17 protein-coding genes and 3 pseudogenes are annotated in these 15,753 nt (G+C 62.4%); 11 read left to right on the top strand and 9 right to left on the bottom strand.

The window, feature by feature from the left end:
- Positions 1-81 precede the first annotated feature (81 nt).
- From BN2503_RS13750 to BN2503_RS13740, 3 genes are read left to right on the top strand one after another with little or no spacing between them, the layout of a single operon-like run.
- On the top strand, positions 82-357 hold the full coding sequence (locus tag BN2503_RS13750) for a type II toxin-antitoxin system Phd/YefM family antitoxin (RefSeq protein WP_054257227.1): 276 nt from the start codon (positions 82-84) through the stop codon (positions 355-357).
- Entirely contained in the window at positions 357-698 is a 342-nt protein-coding gene (locus BN2503_RS13745; RefSeq protein WP_054257226.1) for a type II toxin-antitoxin system RelE/ParE family toxin, read from the top strand. The genes BN2503_RS13750 and BN2503_RS13745 overlap by 1 nt, the downstream gene beginning before the upstream one ends.
- Before the next feature lie 55 nt (positions 699-753).
- The gene (locus tag BN2503_RS13740; RefSeq protein ID WP_054257225.1) at positions 754-1,203 is read left to right on the top strand and encodes an ATP-binding protein; all 450 of its coding nucleotides are present in this window, start codon (positions 754-756) and stop codon (positions 1,201-1,203) included.
- A 3-nt stretch (positions 1,204-1,206) separates the two neighbouring features.
- Here BN2503_RS13740 and tnpC read toward each other — a convergent pair.
- A pseudogene (tnpC, locus tag BN2503_RS13730) lies at positions 1,207-2,197 on the bottom strand (IS66 family transposase); the annotation flags it as partial.
- A 136-nt stretch (positions 2,198-2,333) separates the two neighbouring features.
- Between tnpC and istA the strand changes: the two are divergent.
- The 6 genes and pseudogenes from istA to BN2503_RS20540 form a co-directional block, all read left to right on the top strand.
- A pseudogene (gene istA, locus BN2503_RS21450) lies at positions 2,334-3,035 on the top strand (IS21 family transposase); the annotation flags it as partial.
- A 446-nt stretch (positions 3,036-3,481) separates the two neighbouring features.
- A complete protein-coding gene (locus tag BN2503_RS13720; protein WP_054257222.1) occupies positions 3,482-3,742 on the top strand; it encodes a helix-turn-helix transcriptional regulator in 261 nt (86 codons plus the stop codon).
- Entirely contained in the window at positions 3,732-5,027 is a 1,296-nt protein-coding gene (locus BN2503_RS13715) for a type II toxin-antitoxin system HipA family toxin (protein ID WP_054257244.1), read from the top strand. The genes BN2503_RS13720 and BN2503_RS13715 overlap by 11 nt, the downstream gene beginning before the upstream one ends.
- 528 nt (positions 5,028-5,555) lie before the next feature.
- Entirely contained in the window at positions 5,556-5,774 is a 219-nt protein-coding gene (locus BN2503_RS21000; protein WP_233495081.1) for a hypothetical protein, read from the top strand.
- Between the two features lie 121 nt (positions 5,775-5,895).
- Positions 5,896-6,216: a helix-turn-helix domain-containing transcriptional regulator gene (locus tag BN2503_RS13705; RefSeq protein WP_024539477.1), complete on the top strand. Its 321-nt coding sequence runs from the start codon at positions 5,896-5,898 to the stop codon at positions 6,214-6,216.
- Between the two features lie 20 nt (positions 6,217-6,236).
- Complete coding sequence (locus BN2503_RS20540; protein ID WP_158447364.1) at positions 6,237-6,650, top strand: type II toxin-antitoxin system TacA family antitoxin; 414 nt, start codon at positions 6,237-6,239, stop codon at positions 6,648-6,650.
- 85 nt (positions 6,651-6,735) lie between these two features.
- Here the strand turns inward: BN2503_RS20540 and BN2503_RS20125 are convergent, their stop codons facing one another.
- Positions 6,736-6,888, bottom strand: coding sequence for a hypothetical protein (locus BN2503_RS20125; RefSeq protein WP_199445261.1), 153 nt, complete (start codon positions 6,886-6,888; stop codon positions 6,736-6,738).
- A 49-nt stretch (positions 6,889-6,937) separates the two neighbouring features.
- Here BN2503_RS20125 and BN2503_RS13695 point away from each other — a divergent pair, with 49 nt between their 5' ends.
- Together BN2503_RS13695 and BN2503_RS13690 are read left to right on the top strand one after the other, a co-directional pair.
- Positions 6,938-7,927, top strand: a complete 990-nt coding sequence (locus BN2503_RS13695; RefSeq protein ID WP_054257242.1) for an IS701 family transposase — start codon at positions 6,938-6,940, stop codon at positions 7,925-7,927.
- A gap of 615 nt (positions 7,928-8,542) precedes the next feature.
- A pseudogene (locus BN2503_RS13690) lies at positions 8,543-9,027 on the top strand (transposase); the annotation flags it as partial.
- 332 nt (positions 9,028-9,359) lie between these two features.
- Here the strand turns inward: BN2503_RS13690 and BN2503_RS13685 are convergent.
- The 7 genes from BN2503_RS13685 to BN2503_RS13655 form a co-directional block, all read right to left on the bottom strand.
- Complete coding sequence (locus BN2503_RS13685; RefSeq protein ID WP_139235440.1) at positions 9,360-11,240, bottom strand: WG repeat-containing protein; 1,881 nt, start codon at positions 11,238-11,240, stop codon at positions 9,360-9,362.
- A gap of 11 nt (positions 11,241-11,251) precedes the next feature.
- On the bottom strand, positions 11,252-11,560 hold the full coding sequence (locus BN2503_RS13680; RefSeq protein WP_139235439.1) for a hypothetical protein: 309 nt from the start codon (positions 11,558-11,560) through the stop codon (positions 11,252-11,254).
- Positions 11,561-11,574: 14 nt separating this feature from the next.
- Positions 11,575-12,051 carry a hypothetical protein gene (locus BN2503_RS13675; RefSeq protein ID WP_054257219.1) on the bottom strand — a complete coding sequence of 159 codons (477 nt, stop codon included), beginning with the start codon at positions 12,049-12,051 and terminating at the stop codon, positions 11,575-11,577.
- Between the two features lie 69 nt (positions 12,052-12,120).
- Entirely contained in the window at positions 12,121-12,633 is a 513-nt protein-coding gene (locus tag BN2503_RS13670) for a YqiA/YcfP family alpha/beta fold hydrolase (protein WP_054257218.1), read from the bottom strand.
- Between the two features lie 24 nt (positions 12,634-12,657).
- Positions 12,658-13,557, bottom strand: coding sequence for a hypothetical protein (locus BN2503_RS13665; protein WP_158447363.1), 900 nt, complete (start codon positions 13,555-13,557; stop codon positions 12,658-12,660).
- Positions 13,558-13,616: 59 nt separating this feature from the next.
- Positions 13,617-14,054 (bottom strand): hypothetical protein, encoded by a 438-nt coding sequence (locus BN2503_RS13660; protein WP_054257216.1) that lies wholly within the window; start codon positions 14,052-14,054, stop codon positions 13,617-13,619.
- Entirely contained in the window at positions 14,051-15,595 is a 1,545-nt protein-coding gene (locus BN2503_RS13655; RefSeq protein WP_074930278.1) for a transglycosylase SLT domain-containing protein, read from the bottom strand. The genes BN2503_RS13660 and BN2503_RS13655 overlap by 4 nt, the downstream gene beginning before the upstream one ends.
- Positions 15,596-15,753: the final 158 nt, after the last annotated feature.

The raw sequence follows: 15,753 nt of genomic DNA, 5'->3' as shown, positions 1-15,753 counted from the left end.
CGGGCCTGAGGCCATCTCCACACCTTGCCATCGGACTACAAAAGGACTATATTCAGTCCCATCCAAGTTCGGAGCACCGCCATGCGCTACTCATCACAAGTCAAGCCCATCAGCTATCTCAAAGCCAACGCTGCCGAGGTTTTGACGCACCTCGCGGAGCAGCGTGAACCTATGGTTATCACCCAAAACGGTGAGGCCAAGGCTGTCCTGCAGGACGTCGCCTCGTTCGAGGAGACGCAAGAAACACTGGCCTTGCTAAAAATCCTTGCGCTGGGCAATCAGGATGTGGCCGCTGGTAAGGTCAAACCCGTGGCCGACGTCGTTGCCCGCCTCCGCGCCAAGCGAGCCTCAGTCTGATGACTGGTACGTCTGCCAAGTTCGAAGTCCTGCTCACCGAGGGTGCGGAGCAGGACCTGGAGGCCATCCACGACTACATCTCCGAATTCGACTGTGTGGCCAACGCCAACTATGTGTTGGATAAGTTGATGGACATTGTGGAGAGTCTGTCTAAATTCCCGGAGCGCGGTAGCTATCCGAAGGAACTTGTCGGCCTTGGGATCAGAGAATACCGCCAGACCTTCTTCAAGCCGTATCGCGTGATCTACCGTGTCACAGGCAGCCAAGTCATCATTTACCTGATTGCTGATGGACGCCGTGACATGCAAACCGTGCTCGCTCGCCGCCTGTTGGGCGCTTGACCCGCAGCAACCCGCACAATTGCTCATAAGCTCCTTTGAAGGCCCGCTGGCGCGGATGACGCACGAGACCTTGAGCTACATCCAGCGTAACTACTTACGTGAGACGGTCATCAAGCACCCCGACCGCGCCGAAGCCACGCGGGTTTGGAACTTCCCTTACGCCGCCATCGAGGAGGCCTTGGTCAACGTGGTCTATCACAGGTCCTACGAGGAGCACGAGCCCATCGAGGTACGTATCAGTAACGATGAGCTGGTCATCTTGAGCTTCCCCGGCCCGGATCGGTCGATCCGGTTGGAGGCTTTTCAAGCGGGGCGTGCTGTCAGCCGCCGCTACCGTAACCGGCGTATCGGTGAATTCCTGAAAGAACTTGACCTAACGGAAGGTCGCTCGACGGGTATTCCGAAAATCCTCAAGGTGATGGCCGCCAATGGCTCGCCCGCGCCCCTGTTTGAATCGTATGCGCGCGGCGAACCCATGTTGACAGCTGTCGGCGGCCGTGGCTGACGATCAGATGGCGTCGGGTTGCCAGCGATGCGGCAGCAGTTCCTCGATTTGGTTGGCCTTGTGCGTGGGTAGCCGTGTGAGGACGTCGTTGAGGTAGGCATACGGGTCATGCCCATTCATGCGCGCTGACTGGATCAAGCTCATGACGGCTGCCGCCCTCTGGCCGGCGCGCAGACTGCCGGCAAACAGCCAGTTGTTGCGACCGATGGCAATGGGCCGGATCTGGTTCTCGATCCAGTTGTTGTCGATCGGTAGCTGCCCGTCATCGACGAACCGGGTGAGTGCCACCCAGCGCCGCAGGCTGTAGTCCAGCGCCTTGGCCGTCGTCGATCCCTCGGGCACCTTCTGGCGCTGCAGCAGCATCCAGTGGTGCAGCGCGTCGAGCACCGGCTGGGTGTGCCGCTGGCGCATGGCCTTGCGCTCGTCGGCGCTGAGTGCCTTTGACCTCACGCTCGATGTCGTAGACCTTGGCAAACTGCTGCAGCGCGAACTCGGCGATCTGGCTTTTGTTGGCCGCGTGCAGGTCGAAGAACTTGCGCCGTGCATGCGCCAGGCAGCCGACCTCCGTTACGCCACTGGCGATCAGCGCCTTGTAGCCGCTGAAGTCGTCACAGGTCAGGCTGCCCCGCCAGTCACCCAGGAAGGCCCGCGCATGGTCACCGGCGCGCGACTCGCAGAAGTCGTAGACCACGGCCTTCATGTCCTCAAACGCCCCCGGGGAGTAGGCCCAGAGGTAAGCCCGGTGCGTCTTGCCGTTGCCGGGCTTGAGCATCTGCACCGGCGTCTCGTCGGCGTGCAGCACGCGGTGCTGGAGCAGCTTGGCCTTGAGCGCATCCACCAGCGGCTGCAACCGAACCCCGCAGGTGCCTACCCACTGTGCCAGGGTCGATCTCGGGATGGCCAGACCGGCACGCCCAAAGATCGCTTCCTGGCGGTACAGGGGTTGGTGGCCGGCGTACTTGGCCACCAGCACCCCCCGGCGGCCACCCAAAGTGCCCCACTTATGGCCACCCAAACTGCTCCACCCTGGCCACGGTGATCTGACGCATTGAACACGGTGCGTCGGGCGCCGCGAGGCTCGACAGGCAGGACGTTACTTTCCACCCCCTCTGAGCGAGGGGAGCAACGGAGTGAACGTCTTGAAGCCACATCTGCAAACCACCATCTGGACGCTGCTCAAGGGCGGCGCCACCCAGCGCGAGATCGAACGCATCACCGGCATTTCGCGCCACACCATCCGGGCCTACCAGCAGCGCTTGGCCGCCGATCCGACAAACTGCCCCGGGGTGGCCACCGACCCGCCCAGTCAAACTGCTCCACCCTGGCCACCGACTTCCAGGCCCGCGTCGCTGCCGCTGGTCACCTCCAAGTGCGAACCCCACCACGCCTTCATCGACACCCAGTTGCGCTTGGGCCGCAACGCCACCGCCATCTACCAGGACCTGGTCGACCAGCACGGCTTTGACGGTGCCTACAACTCGGTCAAACGTTTCGTGGCGCGGCTTCGGCATAAGGAGCCCGAACAGTTCGACCGCCTGAGCTTTGCCCCCGGCGAGGAGATGCAGGTCGACTACGGCGAGGGCGCGCCCACCCGGGTGCCCGGCACCGAGCGCTGGCGTAAACCCCGCCTATTCGTGGCCACGCTGCGCTACTCGCGGCGCAGCTTCCGCCGCGTGGTGTGGAAGTCCAGTCAGCAGGTCTGGGCCGAGTTGCACGAGCAGGCCTGGCGCTACTTCGGGGGTTCGTGCCGTTATGTCGTGCTGGACAACCTCAAGGAAGGCGTCCTGAAGCCCGACCTGTACCGCCGCAATCGAAGCGCCGTCCGTTCGGCACTGCGCCAGGACCTGCGCCTTGAGCTCTGGGCTGAGTTTGAAATACTTGGGACCGATTCCTTCATGCCTCCACCGCTCGAAGGTGGCTTGACTGACGCCCCAAAGTTCAGAGAGTTGCTTTTGGTTGAAGTGGGTGAGGTTCACCTTGGATTCCTTCCGTATGAGTTGGCAGGAGTCCATGAAGGCGCTGTTCCGCGCGTGAGCCAAGCGATAGTTGGCGCTGATCCGTTCGCCGCAAAGAAGAGGTCGTGGCGCATTTCTGAAAACCGCGTCACATTCGGTGTAAATGGGTGTCAATTTGGAATCGAGATCGCTACCGTTTCCCGATCGGGAAATAGCAGGCCGAATCACGCCCCAATCACACCTAACATTCCCGATCGGGAAATATCGCTTGCACTTAGTCCGGTTGCGGCTGATAATTTCCCGAACGGGAAACTGAGCAAGCAATGACATCCATTCGATCACCTCAACAACTCGGCGATGCGCTGCGTGCCGCTCGCAAGCAGCTCGGGCTGACGCAGCCCCAGTTGGCGCTGGCGGCTGGGGTGGGTGTGCGCTTCATTGTCGACCTTGAAGCCGGCAAGCCCACGTTGCGGCTGAAAAACGTGCTGCGGGTCATTGATGCCCTAGGCGGTGAGGTTCAGTTGAGTGGATTGCCGTCTGCTGCTTCCGACGATCAACGAGAGGATGACGGCCATGGCGCATGAGCTGGAAGTCTGGCTTTTCGCCGAGCGTGTCGGCACCTTGGCGCTGGTCGATGGCCGACTGAGTTTTTGCTACGCACCCGATTGGCTGTTACATAAAGACGCCGTTTCTTTGTCAGCCTCGCTGCCCCTGCAAGCGGAGCCGTTCGACGATCGTAAAACGCGTCCTTTCTTTGCTGGTCTTCTACCCGAAGGGCAGATGCGCCGCTTGATTGCGCAGCAGTTTCAGGTGTCTGGCCAGAACGACTTTGCGCTGCTGGACCACATCGGCGGCGAATGCGCCGGGGCCGTGACCTTCCTTGAACCCGGGCAGGCTTTGCCTGTGCCGACCCGCAGCGATGACGTTCAATGGCTGAGCGATGAGGAAGTCGTGGCCATCCTGGATGAATTGCCGCGTCGACCTATGCTCGCAGGCAAAGACGGCTTGCGGCTTTCCTTGGCGGGTGCCCAAGACAAGTTGCCAGTGGTTTTCGATGGTGCGCGCATCGGGCTGCCCCTCAACGGCACGCCGAGCTCCCACATCCTGAAACCGGCTATCCACGCCGTCGACGACAGCGTGATCAACGAAGGATTCTGCATGGCACTGGCTGAGGCCATGCAGCTCAAGCCCGCAAAATCGAAAGTACACCAGGTATTGGATCGCTCGTTTCTGCTGGTTGAGCGCTACGACCGACTGATCAATGCACATGGGCATCGACAACGCCTTCATCAAGAGGACTTCTGCCAGGCACTGGGCGTGGTGCCAGAAATGAAGTACCAGAATGAAGGTGGTCCGGATCTGGCGCAGTGTTTTGATCTGGTGCGCAGTGCAACCCGCCCCAGCGCGCCGCAAGTCCTGCGACTACTCGACTACGTGATCTTCAATGCGCTGATCGGCAATCATGATGCGCATGCCAAGAATTTCTCTCTGCTGTACTCGGGCAAGGCCCCCGTTCTGGCTCCGTTTTACGACACGCTCTCGACGGCCGTGTATCCAACACTGACGCAGAAGATGGCGATGAAAATCGGCAGCAAGTACAAGTTCACCGAAGTCCAGGCGCGGCACTGGGAACAGTTCGCCGAAGGCGTCGGCTTTACCAAGGCGCAGGCCAAACGGCGCATTCTGGAGTTGGCAAAGTTACTGCCTGCGACGGCGCGCAAGCTCCAGTCAGACCCCGGCCACAGCTTTGCTGGCAATGCCGTGGTTGAGCAAATCAATACCTTGATTGAGCAACGCTGTGCCCTGACGATTCGGCGGCTTACCGATCCCGCAGCCGATAATGACGCAGCCGCCGAACCCTCGATCTGAACCACCATGCGGACGCGAGTTCGATTCCGGTTTGGGAACTGAACTGGCCTTGGAATGCAGACGAGGTTGAACGCGATTTCCGGTGACCAATCAGGCCGAAAAACCTGCTTGATTGTTCGCAAATTCGCCTGTCAACCCCCGCTTTTCGCACTGGTACGCAGGGCTTCGCAACTTGCCAGAACGCCGGTATCGCGTACTTTCAATAGTCGTTTGGTGCGGGGTGCTGCCCCACCACCATACACAAGGGCTCGGATGATCTCCGGGCCCTTTTTTTCGCCTGCGATCCCCGCGCCACGCGGGGTTCCGGCCAACTGTGCTGCGGGTGACCATCACTCGAAACGCCCGAAATCGGCCACTTTCTCGGCCAGAGCCGTCCCTGTTCTCCGTTTGGCCTGCGGGTAAGCGCAGATGCAGGTTTATCTAAATCAACAACTTACGGTCGGCGGTTCATCGTCAACCAAGGCGACCGGTCAACCGTCAAACCTGCCACACTGGCGCAATGGGAACCTATACGTTACCATTCGGCTCATGAGCTACCAGATCAAAGAACTCCTGCTGGACGATGGCGACAGCCCCTTCGCGGAGTGGTTCGGGTCGCTGGAGGCCGTCGCCGCCGCCAAGGTGCGCGTAGCCGTCAACCGGATGGAACAAGGCAACCTGTCCAACGTCGAGTGGTTCCGTAGCATCGGCGAATACAAGATCGACTGGGCCCGGGGCTGCGAATCTACCTGGCCAAGGACGGACTGAAGATCATCATCCTGATCGGCGGTGGCACCAAGAAGCGTCAACAGCAGGACATCGACCAAGCGGTGGCGCTGTGGGAAGACTACAAGCGCCGTAAGGCATCAACCCAGCAAGGAAAGTGAACATGGCACTGACCCGTGATTTCAAAGAGACCGTGGCCGCGCGCGTGCAGAACGATCCGGCCTTTGCGCAGGCGCTTCTGGACGAGGCCATCACCCTGTTTGTCAATGGTGAACCAGAATCGGCCAAGCTGATCCTGCGCGATCTCGTCAACGCCACTGTGGGCTTCGAGGCGCTGGCCGAGGAAATTCACAAGCCTGCCAAGAGCCTGCACCGGATGCTGTCGCAATCGGGCAACCCGACCATGAGCAACATCTCGGCAGTCTTTGCTGCTATCAAGCGTGCGCTCAAGGTCGAGGTGCACACTCAGATCGTGATGGCCTGAATAAGGGCTAAGGGATTCCGATGCAGGAGAAAAACGAGGCTCGCCGCGACGGCATTCGCATCACGTTGCGGATGACGCCCCAGCAGCGGAACTTGCTGCGCCGCGCGGCAGAGGTTGCAGGGGTGCCTGTGTCGACTTTCGTTCTCCGCAGTGCCTGCCAGGCGGCAGACCTGCTTGTTATCGAACAGCAGTCCGGTGTATCGTTACCGACAGTCGAATCCTTGCCGGTCTTTACCAACCCCGCCCGCCTGCGCTGGGAGTCCATCCCTGCCGACATCCGCCAGCGGCTGCTGTCCAACGTCTGGTGCGGCCAGTGCCGTCACGAAACCACGATCACCAATTTCAGCGGCACCATCAAGGGTGGCGACTTGCTGCTGGTGGGCAAGTGCGCCGAATGCCGCAGTGATGTGGCACGGGTGATCGAGGGCTCGTAACCCGGTCAGGCGTCGAACCCCGCCACTACTTCCCGCTGCGTCAACCAGTCGGTCGGCAGCGGATTCCGCTGGAACCACAGAAGGCTCATACACCGGGGCTGCTGCCCGGCCAGGATGCTCTGGATGATGGTGGGTGCCGCGCGATCACCTGCAGCGGATCGCCCACCTCGTCTCTCTTGTGCTGGCGCGAGGCCTCGGCGAACAGATCGAACTTCAGCGCGCTGCGGGGTGTGATCATGGCAAGGGGCGGGTCAGGCTTCTCGGGTCAGGAAGAGAGCGGATGGGTTTTGAGAAGTTCCCTGTCGTCTCACACCAACTTTACGATGACCCACTTCGCCGATCATTCCCAGGGTTTGAGCCACGATGCAGTCAATCGTTTGCTGCGCCGCGACAAGCTCACAGGGCGCATCCTCTGGGAACATGTGCAGGGCGATATTGTCCTGTCTCCACGCGGCTGCCTGGTGTTCGATGACTCCGTCTTGAACAAGGAGCATTCCCACGCCATCGAGCTGGTTCGCCTGCAATACAGCGGCAACGAGCATGGCTTGGTCAAGGGCATTGGCATGGTCAACTGCCTGTACGTCAATCCCGATACGGGACAGTATTGGATCGTCGATTACCGCATCTTCAACCCTGAGGGCGATGGCAAGACCAAGCTCGATCATGTGCAAGAGATGTTGACGCTCGCCATTGCCGACAAGGCCTTGTCCTTCACACACGTGCTGTTTGACAGCTGGTACGCCACCAAGGACATGATGCTGTTCGTCGAGTCGATGGGCCGGTTCTACTACTGTCCCCTGAAGTCCAACCGCCAGGTCGACGACAGTGCTGGCGTGCTGAGCTATCGCCGTGTGGATGCACTGCGCTGGGACGCAGTTGAACAAGAGCGTGGCAAGACCATCAAGATTCGAGGCTTTCCCAGGGATCACAAGGTGAAATTATTCCGGGTCGTGGTTTCAACCAACCGCACGGATTGGATCGTTACGAACGATCTTGCCCAAGATTGCATGCAGGGTACGCAACAAGCGTGTGCCTTGCGCTGGAAGATTGAGCAGTTTCACCGTGAACTCAAGCAAGTGACGGGCGTTGAGAAATGCCAATGCCGCAAGGCCAGAATACAGAGAAATCATATTGCCTGCGCTGTGCTGGTTTGGGTGAGGCTCACAGCCATTGCCAGAAAAGCAGGAACCACCATCTACGCGATCAAACAAGGCTTGCTATCGGACTACTTGCGCCGGGAACTGCGCAGTCCGTCTGTTTCCATGGCGTTTGCGTAAGTCCTAGTAATATCAATTTGACACAATCAATTGCGCTAATTTATCCTGGGTTTGGCGCGGACTAAGGCCTCAGGCAGCGAAAATAAAGATCGCAATGATGCAAATGTGGAAAATTAAAAAACATGCACTGCCTTTAGATGGTTTGTAAACGCATTAACTCCAGGGGCGAAACGTAAAGCGTGGCACCTGTCGAAGCCTGGCTCGCCAAGTCAACTAATAAAATGCTCGATGCATCTACACAAGCCTGATAGATCGACATCCTTCGATGCGGATGCCAATTGATAAACCCGCCGCATCGAAAATCCAACACTTCTTAAAATATCCTCACACCGGTGGATTCTTGCAAAGGCTGCGATAACGAATTAATATTGACAACCATTTTGTTTTGGGATACATTAAAAAGATGCTAGATGTACTACAAGATCCATACGCCGTAGGCCTTATCATCATTGCCGTCGTCATCAATCTAGCCGCGCTTGGCCTGAAGATGCAGCGCGTTTATGAGCAGCGTCCGGCCACTCGGTAGTTATTGGCGCAAAAAACTAATTACCGAATTGGAGTCGACGGGACGCACTGAAAAGTCTGTAAATCACGTCCGAACGGATTGCTCGTATCAAGCTCAGCGTGAGCGTGGATCTCAAGCACGCTTCATCCGTCGCATCGCCACGGGCACGGCCTGCGAGCACGACGGACACCACTTCGATGAGGTGCTGGACATGCACAACACCGGGCGCAGCGTGCACACGGACAAGGCCTACGCGAGCCGGCAGCGTCGGCAGATGCTGCAAGTGCTGGGCTTCGTGGACGCGATGCAACGCCGGGCCCAGCCGGGCAAGCCCCTGAGCGAGTGCCAAAAACGGCGCAACCAGCGCATTGCCAGCAAGCGTGCCCGGGTCGAACATGCGTTTGCCGGCATCCGGCACATGGGCGGCAAGTTCGTGCGCACGATCGGGCAGGCGCGCGCCACGGTGGCGATGACGATGATGGCTGCCTGCTACAACATGAAGCGCCTGGCCTCGTTCCTTGAGCGAGGCGTGGATGCGTTCTTCAAACCGGCAACCACCAAGGCACAGGTGCGCCTGCAAACGGCGAAAGCCTGAGCCATCGGGGCTGCAAGGCCCCTCAATGCACGAGGCGCAGACCGCCGTAAGGCCTCATCGCGCATTCAAAACGGCTGGCGTCCAATCGTGCCTATTCGGATCCGTCAATCATGGGGTTGTGAGAGGTTCCCATTCTTGCGTCCAAGGCGACGCCTTCATTTGCGGCCACTTGCCGCGTTGCCGCCACTCGCGGTCTTGGAGCCTGAAGCAATGGCGTTTCCTTAGTGCCCGCCACCCCATGCGGAATTACGAATCCTTTAACCGCCGCAGCCGCACCCAACCACGCCACCGGCACGCAGGCCAGCGCCAGCAGCACGGCCAGGGTGCGGTTTTCAGGCTCGCTCATCATCTGCATGCAGGCTGCGCGGCGTCACAGTCAGGTCGCGCCAAGAGATGCCTATCGACGCCTCGGGATGGCTGGGCAGGCCCGACACCGGCGCTTCCACCGCCAGCCCGAATGTAGAAAGCCCCACGGGGTAATAACAGGCAATGCGCCCGCTTTCCCCCACGCCGCGCAGCAGGGTCACGGGCAGGCCCCATACGCCGCATGCACGCAGGTCGCGCTCGCTGGTGTCGCCGTCAAACAGCCCTTGCAGCCCTGCCAGGCTGCCGCCAGCGCCCAGGGCGGCCTGCACGGCAGTGCGGATTCGTTCGCGCCAGCCCATCTTCCAGAGCGCGGCAATGGTTTCGATCACCGTGCGCCGCTGCTGCTCCTGCGGGTCTGTGATCCATTGGCTGCCCGCGTAGCCCGCCAGCCGCTGGCGTGCCTGCGGGTGCTCCAGCCACGCCGCTGCGGGCTGAAACGGCATGGTGGCCGCGCCCTGCCCGTCCAGCGCGCCCCACTGGCCCTGGGCGTCCTGGGCCACGATCACGCGGCGGCTTTCGCGCACCAGCGCGCGCCACACGGGCGGCAGCAGCCATTGCCCGGCCTTGTCGATCAGGCCCACGCACGCTGCCTCGCCCACGGGCTGCACCACTGCCGCGCCATGCCCAAAGCCCCAGGCATCGGCGTACTGCGGCGCAATGGCCAGCGCACCCCGGTCATCCACATAGCCCCACAGGCCGGTGCCGGGGTCGCGCACGGCGATCATGCGCTCGCGCTTTTCACCCATCTCCAGCCAGCGCAGGTCTTGCAGCCCCCAGGGCACGTCTTGCAGCATGCCGTCATCCGTCACGGCCTGCCCGCACAGCAGCATGCCCTGGCGCGTGACCCGGCCCAACACCCGCGTGTGGGCGCCCTGCCCGGCTTCGTTCACCATCAGGCTGCCGTCATAGTTGGTGCCGCTGTAGTGGCTGGTGCCCAGCAGCGCCTTCACCCCCTGCGGGTTCACGCGCCGCCCGCTCAAGGGGTCGATCAGGTCGCCCACCAGCTCGCCCCGCGCATCCGGCTCCACCGTGCGAGCTGCCTCGATGGCGCTGCCGCCGCTGGACTCTGCCTCGGCCAGCCAGGCCCATTCGCAGGGCTGGAGCCACTGGCCCGCTACACGCGCCACGGGCGCCACGGGCGGTGGCTCGTCACTGACCTGGCGCAGGCCCATCAGGCCGTATTGCCCGCTGGCGTCGCACACCACCAGCACCTGCCCGTGGTGCAGATGCAGCTCGCCATACCAGTTGCCGTGCTGGTGCAGCTTGCCCCAGGCCGCAGGCAGGCACAGCGACAGCGCACCAGCCAGGCCGCCGTCCACGCCCGCCATGGGGGCGCACAGCAAGGCCGTGGGGTGAATCCAGCCGTTGTCCCAGCTCCAGACCAGATGGCCCCGCGCCGCATCCACGCCCGCAAAATCCGCCGCCGTGTAGGGGGCCACGCACCGCTCATCCAGGCGGCTGCACAGCGCAGCCCGCCCCGCCGCAAGCGCCAGCAGCGCCCCCAGGGTGCTGCGCTCGCCGCCGCCCACGGCCTGCCACGCAGGCGCAGGCACCAGCACATGGGCCGCGCCCTCGCGCCGGGGCTTATGCATGCGCCGCATGGCGCACAGCATTTCGCCTTCGCTGAGAAAGACCGTGCAGCGGTCTTGCCCCTGCCGGTGCTCCACCCACACCGGCACGGCGTGCCAGGGGGCCAACTGCTGGGCGTACAGCGCCTGCTGCGCCGCCGGGTCGTCGCCCAGGTTGTTGTGGCGGATGTCCGCAGCGCACTGCGCGACGGTGCGGGCCAGCTCGGCAATGCCCCAGGCGGACAGGGAGCCCTGGTGCAGGTAGGCGGATGGCAGCATGGCGGGCTCCTTCATGGGTTGTATAGCAAGCCCTTGGCCGCCAGCTCTCGCTCCAAGGCTTCGTATCCCTCGTCAAACGGCCCCGGCACAGGCTCATGGCTGCCATCGTGCCGGATGCGGTAATCCTCGTCGCCCCAGCGGCTGCGTTTGTAGCAATCCAGGTATTCACCGCGCTCGTCTTCACCCCAGCAAAACAAGGCATCGGGGTAATAGTCATCGCCCCCCCTGCCCGGCGCTCTGCTGGCGATCTGGACATCGGTCAAATCCTCATCCATAAGACGGCGGAAGGTGGCCTTCAGCAGGCGGTAAGAGTCACCCATGCCAGCCATGCCCTCTACTGCCAGCGCTGCGCCATGCGCAGCAACATCCACACCAGCGCCAGCACGGCGCACACCGCGTAAAGCACGATCACCCATTGCGCCTGCGGCTTGTCAAACAGCGCAACCGTGCCTATCCACGCCAGCAAGGCCAGCCAGCCGCCCCCATGCAAACGGCTGCTGTGCTTGAGCGCCTGCCCCAGCGCCCCGGCGGCGGCCTGGGTGCCGCCCTGCGCCAGAAGGACGGCCAGCACCAGCAACACCAGCGCCAGATACGCCATGCACAGCACGCCCGGCAAGGCATGCGCCCACACGGGATAGCCGCCCAGCCGCAGAAAGACATGCAGAAAAATGCCCACCAGCAGCAAGCGGTACAGCAGGATAAACAGACCCGCCAGCCCCAGGCCACCCTGCGCCAGGGCGCGAAACCCGCGCCGCAGCGTGATGTGCCAGGGCTGGGGCGCGTGGGTCAGTAGTGGGGTTCTTTCATCCATGGTGAAAATATAAGCCCAATCAGCCTTCGGCCCTTTCTAGACAATCACTGGCAGCTATCAAAACAGAAGTTACTGCGGCAAGGCCATCACCCGGCGCAAGAAGCCCTCGAACAGCGCGCCCACCTCGGGCAGCACCGCATTCAGCCGGTGGTCGCCATCCAGCACATGCAGCCGGGCACGGTGGGCCTGCGCAAAGCGGATGCCATGCGCGACGGGGATCACCTCGTCATGCCAGCCAAAGACCACGCAAGTCTCGGGCGTGCCGGGCGCGGGCTCCTGCACCGCATAGCCGGGCATGTAGAAGGCGGGAGCCATCAAAAACAGCCCCTGCGCCCCCATGCCCTGCGAGGCCACGGTGGACACATAGCCGCCCATACTGGAGCCCACCAGCACCAGCCGCTCATGCGCGGGCAGCGGCATGGCGCGCAGGCGGGCCACGCGGGCATCGGGGTCAGGCAGGTCGCCGTAGTCCGGGCTTACCACCTGCGCGCCCAGGCGCTGGGCGATGGTGGCCAAGTGCTGAATCTTGGAGCCCCAGGGGCCGGATTCCTTGCCGTGGGCGAACAGGACGAGGGTTTGCATGGTGGTTTTGGCGATAGGTACGTTTCAGAAACCCGTGCCGCGCATCGCATGGCGTCCCGAGCAACCAGGGCCAGATGCCACTGCCGCCAGCAGGGCGGCCACAGCAAGACTCTCTCCGCCAGGGGTAAAGAACGGCAGCCCGTAAACGCCGCTGGAGACATTCCAATGCAGCATGCCAGCCAGCAAGGGGTAGCCCGCCACCACCAGCAGAACCCAAACGCCCGCCATGGCGAACTGCCGTTGCAATGGCGTGACTGCATCATCCCTGCGCACCCACACAAGCCAAACCAGAAGCACCGCAAAACCCACGGCCATGGCAGCCATCCACCAACCACCGGGGGTTGTACCCACCAGCTCCTGGCTGCTCGCCGAAAAAAACGTATTCAAGAACCTTTCCCGGCGAAATGGCGACAGAAAAACCCACGCCAAGAAAGCCGCCCCTCCCGCACCAACGGCCATGGGCAGCCCCAGACGGATGCCATTGCGCGCTGAAAGGCTGACCGCAACAGCAGCTACGCCAAACAATTGCAGGCTGTAGAAATCCGGCTGCGCCAAAAGGCATGCCGCCAATGCCATGCACCCCAGGCCCAGCCCCGCATATGCAGCCATGCCGGGCGCACGGCGCTGCGAGAACAAAGCCAGCGAAACAACAAACGCCACCAAGCCCCACAACCCCGAACGCAGGGACGCCACAGGGTAGTAGCGCCGGGCACCGTTTTCTTCAGCCCCTAGCCATAAAACCATGGAGCACAAGCCGATCGAAAGCACAAGCCACGGCCAAGGGCTGGCCAGACGGCCGCGCAAGAAACAGCCCACGGCTGCATGGGCCTGGGCATGCAGCGGGAGCAGCATGACGGCCAGTGCCAGCACGCCCCATACCAGGGCAGAAACAGACATTCCGTGCCAAGCCAGGCCCAGCAGCATCAAGAACAGCCCCGCCAAAACAGGGATCGAATACATGTGACAAGTGGCTTTTTGCATGCTCAAGCACCTTTTCCTTTTCTGAACGCTTCAATCCTGCTGCCAACATCCTCTGCAAAACCAATCGGGTTACCGTGAACGGTTACCTCAAAAGAATCATCGAACGGGCCATACCCCATGGACAGGGGAAGAAGCCCGCATCCGGCCTCTTCAAGAAACTGAAGGAAACGCACTATGCCCACCTCTTGCGCTCCCGCAGGAAACCAATCCCGGCGGGCGCCGTGCCAAAGAAAAATGGATGAATGCAGCTCCGGGTAAATAATCGCGTCGCACCCATGCCTGCTCAGCGCCACAGCGTATTTTTGTGCTGGCTCCATGGGGCATGCCGAAAACTCCCGGAACATGTAATCGATCTCCTTTTCAAGAAGCGCATCCAGAAAACCATCCTCCCACAGCCTGTGCCCCACAGACCGGGGCAAGAGAAACATCACCTTCTTCATTTCTGCTCTCCCAACACAGGAACCTGCAAACGCACCCAGCCTGCTCGCAGCCGCACACCAGGATTGGCCGCATGCAATGCGTGCGGCGCCATTGCCCCGCCGTTGCGGCTCAGCACACGGGCCACCTCGGCCCAGCCCCAGCCTTTCTTCACCTGCACCCTTTGCTGGCGAAAGGGCGGTGACGTTCTGATCGTGGCCTGCTCGACCAGATGCCGCGCAACATCGCCGCCGCTCGGCGGGCGGGGCACCAGCACCGTGCTCCCGGCCATCACCACATGCCCAGGTGCAATGGCGTTCACCGCCCGGATGCTGGCCGCATCCGAGCCATGCACGCGGGCCAGGTGTTCGACCGATGCATGCTTGCCAACACGGGCGGCAGACCAGGAAGCCAAAGGCGCCCGGTGCGCGGCCAGCGCCTGCTCAAACCGGCCCACCCTGTCCAGGGGCAACACAAGGCCCTGGCCCGCAGCCGCGATGAGCAAAGGTTTCTTGTGCTGGGGGTTCAGCGCCTCCAACTCCGCCTCGCTCAACCCGGCCATGCGCGCCGCCAGCGCCTTGTCGATATCGCGGTGCAGCACCAGCGTATGCACCGCCGGGGCATCGGGCAGCACGGGCAGGCTCGCCAGCGCCAGGTTCTGCCCATCCACCGCGCGGGCCACCAGGGCGCCCAGCGCCATCAGCCGCGGCACGTAGTAGGCCGTCTCGGGGTTCAGCCGCAAGTCCTCCAACCGCCCCGCCAGGCCTTGGGCCTGCGCCTTGCGGCGGTGCGCGTCGATACACCCCTCGCCGCAGTTGTAGGCGGCAAGCGCCAATTGCATGTCGCCACCATAGCGCTCGCGCAACAGGGCCAGGTAGCGCATGGCCGCCTGCGCGGCAGCGCGCGGGCTGCGCCGCTCGTCCAGAAACATGTTTTGCCGCAATTGAAAACGCTGCGCCGTATGCGCCATGAACTGCCACAGCCCATCAGCGCGCGCAGTGGAAACCGCCTGGGGCAAAAAGGCCGACTCCACCGCAGGCAGCAGCGCCACCTCCAGGGGCAGGCCCGCCGCCTCCGCCTCGCTCACGATGTCGAACAGATAGGGCCGTGCCCGCTCGAATACCCGTTGCAGGTAAGCGGGCCGCTCCTGGTACCACTGCTCCATCTGCCGCATGCGCAGCAGCGCATCGCCGCGCAGCGGCTCCACCGCCATGCCTTGGCGCAGGCGCAGCCACAAGCCGCCCTCCCAGCGGGGGGAACCGTCCCGCACATCGGTGCCAAGGGGGCTGGGAGGCGCATCATCACGCACTGGCTCGCCTGCTTGCACCATACCCGGCGCCGGGGTGCTGGCCTGGAGCGCAGGCGCGTGCACCATACCGGGCGCCATGCCGCCGGGCAGCGACTGGCAGGCAGACAAAAGCAGCGCCCAGGCCCACCACGCGGCCCTGCGCAGCCAGCGCCACGCAGGAAGCATGGGCAGGCGCTGCCATGGCGGCAGGCAAAACGGCGTGCGGGCGATGGCCCATCCCGTAACTGGCAGGGGCGGCAAAGTGTTGGCAGGCATGGTGCGGACTCCGTTGCTGGCAGGACTGAGAGAACAAGGCTCCCTTTCCAGACGGCGGCACCGCCTGCAACAACTCACCGCAGCAGAAAAAGTTGGAGAAAGAAGCTTCTAGCCCTTGTGCAGCGAGCGATGGCAGCTATGTTTTTTGAGAAATTGAG

Source organism: Paenacidovorax caeni, assembly GCF_001298675.1.
GTDB lineage: Bacteria > Pseudomonadota > Gammaproteobacteria > Burkholderiales > Burkholderiaceae_C > Paenacidovorax > Paenacidovorax caeni.
This window is presented reverse-complemented; position numbering and strand designations above follow the sequence as displayed.

Excerpts from the sequence above, each read along its gene's own strand:
- BN2503_RS13720 (WP_054257222.1), top strand. The coding sequence starts at position 3,482 with ATGACATCCATTCGATCACCTCAACAACTCGGCGATGCGCTGCGTGCC.
- BN2503_RS13675 (WP_054257219.1), bottom strand. The coding sequence starts at position 12,051 with ATGGATGAAAGAACCCCACTACTGACCCACGCGCCCCAGCCCTGGCAC.
- BN2503_RS13750 (WP_054257227.1), top strand. The coding sequence starts at position 82 with ATGCGCTACTCATCACAAGTCAAGCCCATCAGCTATCTCAAAGCCAAC.
- BN2503_RS13740 (WP_054257225.1), top strand. The coding sequence starts at position 754 with ATGACGCACGAGACCTTGAGCTACATCCAGCGTAACTACTTACGTGAG.
- BN2503_RS20125 (WP_199445261.1), bottom strand. The coding sequence starts at position 6,888 with ATGATCACACCCCGCAGCGCGCTGAAGTTCGATCTGTTCGCCGAGGCC.
- BN2503_RS13655 (WP_074930278.1), bottom strand. The coding sequence starts at position 15,595 with ATGCCTGCCAACACTTTGCCGCCCCTGCCAGTTACGGGATGGGCCATC.
- BN2503_RS13685 (WP_139235440.1), bottom strand. The coding sequence starts at position 11,240 with ATGCTGCCATCCGCCTACCTGCACCAGGGCTCCCTGTCCGCCTGGGGC.
- BN2503_RS13670 (WP_054257218.1), bottom strand. The coding sequence starts at position 12,633 with ATGCAAACCCTCGTCCTGTTCGCCCACGGCAAGGAATCCGGCCCCTGG.
- BN2503_RS13665 (WP_158447363.1), bottom strand. The coding sequence starts at position 13,557 with ATGCTGCTGGGCCTGGCTTGGCACGGAATGTCTGTTTCTGCCCTGGTA.
- BN2503_RS13705 (WP_024539477.1), top strand. The coding sequence starts at position 5,896 with ATGGCACTGACCCGTGATTTCAAAGAGACCGTGGCCGCGCGCGTGCAG.
- BN2503_RS21000 (WP_233495081.1), top strand. The coding sequence starts at position 5,556 with ATGAGCTACCAGATCAAAGAACTCCTGCTGGACGATGGCGACAGCCCC.
- BN2503_RS13715 (WP_054257244.1), top strand. The coding sequence starts at position 3,732 with ATGGCGCATGAGCTGGAAGTCTGGCTTTTCGCCGAGCGTGTCGGCACC.
- BN2503_RS20540 (WP_158447364.1), top strand. The coding sequence starts at position 6,237 with ATGCAGGAGAAAAACGAGGCTCGCCGCGACGGCATTCGCATCACGTTG.
- BN2503_RS13745 (WP_054257226.1), top strand. The coding sequence starts at position 357 with ATGACTGGTACGTCTGCCAAGTTCGAAGTCCTGCTCACCGAGGGTGCG.
- BN2503_RS13660 (WP_054257216.1), bottom strand. The coding sequence starts at position 14,054 with ATGAAGAAGGTGATGTTTCTCTTGCCCCGGTCTGTGGGGCACAGGCTG.
- BN2503_RS13680 (WP_139235439.1), bottom strand. The coding sequence starts at position 11,560 with ATGGGTGACTCTTACCGCCTGCTGAAGGCCACCTTCCGCCGTCTTATG.